Raw genomic sequence first — 5,894 nt, forward strand, 5'->3', positions numbered from 1 at the left:
TTTCATGTGGCGGAGGGCCATCTTGCCGTGGGGCAATAACAGTGCCTCTCCCTAAGCTATTGATTTTTATAAATTTGGCGTGTATGATCAAAGTCGGTTTTAATTATGAAGTCATCAATAAAAGGAAAAGTGCATGTATATGAAATTGTTTTTATTTGGTCTCGTTTTGGGGGGCTCTTTGCCTGTTAATGCGTTAGAAATAGAAGGTATTGCTAACAAATCAACGTCTAAAGTTAATGTGGGAGAGCCAATTTCTGCTACAGAGAAAAAAAAACCAATATATCATTATAATAAAAAAAAGGAAGTGAACACATATCTTTGGATGGGGGAAAATGATGAAATCTTAGGAAGAGGTGTAATATTCACCCCCCAGAAAAAACATGCTGGCAATGAAATTAGACTGTGCTTGTTTAAAGAAAGCTTCATTTGCTCAAACAAACTCCTTGTCACTGATGAAATAAGTACCACACCTAATGGAAGCGATGACTGGTCTATTTCAGATAAAATAACAAATGATATTATATTTAAGAGTACGGACACATTATCGTTATCTACCACTCTATCTACCTCATCTGATGAACCCGTGACAATTAGTTCAACATATTACGTAGTAACAAGTGGTGACTTAGCTCTTACCAGTTACACCCCTTATTTGGATTCATTTCCTATCAGTGAAAGCAAAACTCTTACCAGCCAAGAGAATGTCGGGTTAAATGACTTGAATAGTATAGAGTTATGTTCTGTAGTTACTTATACTTCAGGTGTGACGCCCTATCAATTTAGTGAAAATTGTAATAAAAGAAGTGTTAATAGTGAAGAGTTGATAAAACCTAACCAGACATTTAGCTACCCTCCAACCGTAGAGCAATATAAAGAATTATTTCCTACACAGCCATACTTAGCAAGTCAAGAAGTAATGATAAATGGGAGTGCTTTTAATTTTGCTTATGCCCCTAACATAACTGAGGAGAGCTCCGATCTAGAAAAATATTGTAGTAGCCTTGGTGATTTGTTCAGTGCCACGTCAGTAGATGAAACGGTTGCTCATCTAGGTTCTGATACCTTTAATGATAGCTGGCCAAAAGAAACAAATTACTGGACTAAAGAAGAAGGGACTCCAGCCTTTGTTGCACCTGGCATAACATGGAGCTCTGTAGTTATTCCTTCTGGAGATAATAAGTTACACGTTGATTCCGCTCCTAATGAGCTTTATTACGGCTTCTTCCTGTGTAAATCGACCAATCTATAATATTCAATAAACCTATAACCAGCTAATTGCAAGGTTGGTTATAGGTTATAATTAAGATTCATATAAATAAAAATGTTAAAATTAAGAAAAATATATTCAGTCATCATTCCATTTTTTGTGTTTTTATCAAATTCTGCTTATGGACTTTCCATTTCATCACCTAGTGGTAACCTAAGCTCTTCTCCAGTTGGTGTTCCTATTATAATAAACTCAGGTATGTCTCCTATTTATCTTGATTTAAATGAGTATAGATGGGTCGATGATAGTGGTGAAGAGGTGCATACTGGTGTTTCTTTCATACCCAAAGAGCAGCATGAGAATAAAAAGATAAAGATATGTAGTGAATCATTATGCTCCAATGAGTTAAAGATTGTTATCAAAAACCTTGACTCGATGATGCCTTCTGGCGGGAACTACTGGGAATTTAAAGATGAAATAAAAAACGATCTAATAAGAAATGGCAATGAAACAATTAAAAACACAACAACTCTATCAGTAAAAAATAAGGATGAGTCGTTTGTCTCGATTAGTTCTGTTTATTATACTTTGATTGAAAGTTATTCGGGCGAATATTTGATGAGTTATAAAAAATATCCTTATGACTACCCGTTGAAATTAAGCGTTAATTTAATAGATGATATTGAAATCAACATAAAAGATAAAGTTGATTTAACCCTTTGCTCTTTCGTGACATATACTTCAGGGTCTTTGCCCTCATCAAGTAGCCAATCCTGCGATATAAGGCTAGTAATGAGAGAGAACTTTGAAAATGGTGGAAGCACACTAATTAAGCCTCCAACCGTAAAACAACATGAAGCACTCTTCCCCGAGGTAGATTTTAAAGTAAGTGAAAAACAGCAATATGCAGCAACAACAAATATCAATAATCACAATGATAGATACTGTGCATCCATATCTAATTATGCAAAAACAGTAAATTCAAGTTCTTTATCTGACTTTATATTAAGTCCATCATTTAATAATTCTTGGCCTGATGAGCATTACTATTGGGCTAATGATATCTTAGATAATGAAAATGAATCTCACTTGGTTGTTTCAAGTGGAAGCAGCAAGGGAGACATAACTTCCGGAGATCAACGTAACAGTTTTGGTTATTTTACATGTGAATGGAATAAGTCTGTTATTGGTCTGGATCAATGGTCATATAACTTTAGCCAAGACACCCCATCAGGTAATTCATCAGTTTATTTTATCATTCCAGAGCAAAACTCCATCACAGAGACAAATGGGCAAAGAACACCTGGTCAACATGTGTGGGGAGCTGGAAATTCTGATACAAAAATCAAAGCACTGATAACGGGAAAAGATGAAAAAGAGTACTTGGTAGAGTTGATAGGGAACAAGATGGGACCATACTCATATTCAAACATGAAGATTGAAGATGGTCTTCAAAAAGGGTACGGTAAAATAAAAATAATGCTAGATAATGAAAGTGAGAGCTTTGAAAGCTTACCAAATCAACCTTATCGTGGTGAGATTTATGTTATAGCTCAAGGGTGGCATGATTCTTCATTTGAAAAGAAGATTAAAGTTTCCATAGACTTTACAAAACACCCTACTGGGGTTGAATACCCTTATAAATTAGAGTTAGATGAGTGGTCCGAAAACTTTAGTAACAATACTCCATCTGGCAACTCTTCTGTTTATTTTACAATACCAAATCAAAGAAGCGTACTTTATACTAACGGGCAAAGGGAACCAGGAAGGGTTTTATGGGGCGGCGGAGCTTCGAATACCAGTATAACTTTATCTGCAATAGGAGATAATGGAAATGTCTACCCTATTGATATTATTGCGAACAAGAAGGGCCCCAACTATAACATAAAAATTGAGGATGGCATTCAGAGGGGTTTTGGTCAGATTAGATTGAAATTAAATAAAGAAAGTGAAAAATACTACGACCTTCCTGCTCAAAAATATCACACCACTCTGCATATTATAGGGTATGGGTGGCATGACGTTAGTTATAAGAGAAAATTATACTTAAAGTTAGAGTTCGAGAAAACATAGACGGGTTTATTTTGTGGATGCAGAAAATATTCCCTCGGGCATGCCCGGGGTGCTTACCGTGACAGCGCTAAAGCGTTGACCAAAATCACAAACAGCTTACGCTGTAATTTTCCCGTCCTCCAGATAAAACGCAACACTTGAGCTCCTAATGAAGGCTGAGTGATTTATACTGCTCTCAGCATGTTTATTCATCATTATGATTAGAGGTTGAGATGGCTGCACATCTGACATCAGGACGGGGATGATAATACTTAGCGTGAAGCGCTTCTATCTTTATAAGAGTTATGGCAAAAATAATATTACTTACTGGTTTATTCAGTATCCCACTACTGGCTGCGACGGAATCCCCTCAGATTTTTGTTGGCGTAAAGAGTGGGTATCAATGGGCCCTAGACGACAGTTACAATCATTCAAATCCAGAGGCCACAATTTTAGGTCTATATGGTGGATTACAATTCACTCCCTCTTGGAGTTGGGATTTAGGCTATCAATATCACGATGAACTAAAGGCGGACACGATGTCAGTTAATGTTAAAACTTGGTTGATTGAAAGTGCTCTTCGTTACGATTGGTACCTGCAAGATAACCTAAGCTTATATGGTCGAATTGGTGCTACTTATTGGGATATGGAAAAAATGCAACCGCCTTCAAGTAAGAGAAGTGCAACTGGTTTTTCTCCTCTTGGTGAGGTAGGGGTTAACTATCACTTTAACCCAAACGTCCGATTATCAACTGGCTACCAATACATTGATAGTATCGGTAAGCCAAATACGGGTAAGTATGATAGCTATGGATTGTTGGTCAATCTAACCTATACGCTTGGCAATACAACTCAACCAACGTTAGTCGAAATAGCTCCAAATTCTATTATTGAAGATACTCCCGCTAAAGAGACATCCACTGTAAAAACACCGCCTCAAATACAGGGCTTGTTACCTAAAACTACAGATGGATTGTTTGGTTTTGGTTCGGTCGAACTTAGCCAAGAGCTCATTGGCCAATTAACGGAGGTCTCTTCAGTATTAAATTCTTACCCACAAGCTCAGGCCGCAGTTGTTGGACATACTGACTCAACGGGCTTGGCACTCTACAACCAAAACCTTTCGGAGCATCGTGCTCAAGCGGTCGTCAATAAACTGATTGAATTGGGTGTCACACCGGCGCAACTTGAGGGGAGGGGGGAAGGGGAGTCTCAACCTATTGCTAATAATAATACTGCAGAAGGACGAGCTGCAAATCGCCGAGTTGAAATCACCATCTCTAGCTTCCAGTTTCAATAATAGGTTTGTTATGATGAATAAATTCTTTATCCCTCTGCTCTTAATAGTAATTTTCTCACTGCTAACTGGCTGTAACTCAGAAGGCGCCTTCACTAGTTCTGCTGTAAACAGGGTCATCACAGATATTACGGTTACCCCTCCAAAGCTTCAGGGCGGAGTAGGTCAAAGCACGCAGTTAACAGCGACAGCGACATACAGTGATGGAACATCATCAGACGTGACAAAGCATGTGGTGTGGGCGTCTGACCCCAGTGTAGCTGTGGTTGACCCAGAAGGGGTTGTCTTGGGTGTTGGTATGGGAACAACGACGCTAACCGCCACGAAGGACAGTGTGAGCTGTAACACGGTGGATGTGGAGGTTACCTCTGCGGTCATCACAGATATTGCGGTTACCCCTCCAAAGCTTCAGGGTGGGGTAGGTCAAAGCACGCAGTTAACAGCGACAGCGACATACAGTGATGGAACATCATCAGATGTGACAAGGTATGTGGTGTGGGCGTCTGACCCCAGTGTGGCTGTGGTTGACCCAGAAGGGGGTGTCTTGGGGGTTGGCATAGGAGCGACGACGCTAGCCGCCATGAAGGACAGTGTGAGTAGCAACACGGTGGATGTGGAGGTATGTAGTGACTTGTCTGGAGTCTGTATTGATTTCTTTGATGTCGGTGGCGGGAAGTTATTTACTAGCAACCCATCTGTGAATTACTTGGATAGTATTGGTATAAAATCAGGGACTACTACTTTTACTGAATATGGAGCTTGGGGACCTGCGGGTGATTATTACCAATTTGATTTCGTTGATGCAAGCGCACTTTGTGCCAGCTATAGTGCCCATAATCTCGGAGGTAGGGCTAACTGGAAATTACCAACAAAGGATGAATTACAGGCGGAGTTATTAGGTATAGCCGGTAACATGTTTGATCATGGGTGGCCTACTGGCTTTAGCTACCTTTCTTTGACGGAGGGTAGTGCTGGCTACTACTCTGTCGGCCTGCAAGTTGGAGGTGAATTTGTACTTGATAAACTAGCCCCAGCTTATGTAGCTTGCGTGTCAGAGGTATTACCATAGCTCACGGGCTTGATTGTACATGTTACTGAATGGCACTATACTTGTTCAGCAACATGTACATATTGAGGTTTTTATGAGAATTGTCTCTTTTACAGAGGTCCGGAACGGGCTTAAGAGTGTGCTTGATGGTGTGGTGAATGATGCCGACACGACCGTCATTACTCGGCGTGACTCTAAAGATGCCGTCGTCATGTCTTTAAGGCCCTCCGCCACATGAAACGCAACACCCTACCCATTATGCAGTATTTAAGTGCTGCATAAATATATC

General features: G+C 39.8%; 4 protein-coding genes and 1 pseudogene. All 5 read left to right on the plus strand.

Features of this window, described 5'->3' with window-relative positions:
- The first annotated feature begins 133 nt into the window (after window positions 1-133).
- Window positions 134-1,249, plus strand: a complete 1,116-nt coding sequence (locus AB4484_RS26020) for a hypothetical protein (protein WP_372080978.1) — start codon at window positions 134-136, stop codon at window positions 1,247-1,249.
- 72 nt (window positions 1,250-1,321) lie between these two features.
- Window positions 1,322-3,280: a hypothetical protein gene (locus AB4484_RS26025; protein ID WP_372080979.1), complete on the plus strand. Its 1,959-nt coding sequence runs from the start codon at window positions 1,322-1,324 to the stop codon at window positions 3,278-3,280.
- A gap of 284 nt (window positions 3,281-3,564) precedes the next feature.
- Window positions 3,565-4,560, plus strand: coding sequence for an OmpA family protein (locus tag AB4484_RS26030; RefSeq protein ID WP_372080980.1), 996 nt, complete (start codon window positions 3,565-3,567; stop codon window positions 4,558-4,560).
- 10 nt (window positions 4,561-4,570) lie between these two features.
- Window positions 4,571-5,626 (plus strand): Ig-like domain-containing protein, encoded by a 1,056-nt coding sequence (locus tag AB4484_RS26035; RefSeq protein ID WP_372080981.1) that lies wholly within the window; start codon window positions 4,571-4,573, stop codon window positions 5,624-5,626.
- 73 nt (window positions 5,627-5,699) lie between these two features.
- Window positions 5,700-5,825 (plus strand): annotated as a pseudogene (locus tag AB4484_RS26040) (type II toxin-antitoxin system Phd/YefM family antitoxin); the annotation flags it as partial.
- Window positions 5,826-5,894 lie beyond the last annotated feature (69 nt).

Source organism: Vibrio sp. 10N.261.46.A3, assembly GCF_041472995.1.
GTDB classification, from domain to species: Bacteria; Pseudomonadota; Gammaproteobacteria; order Enterobacterales; family Vibrionaceae; genus Vibrio; species Vibrio coralliirubri.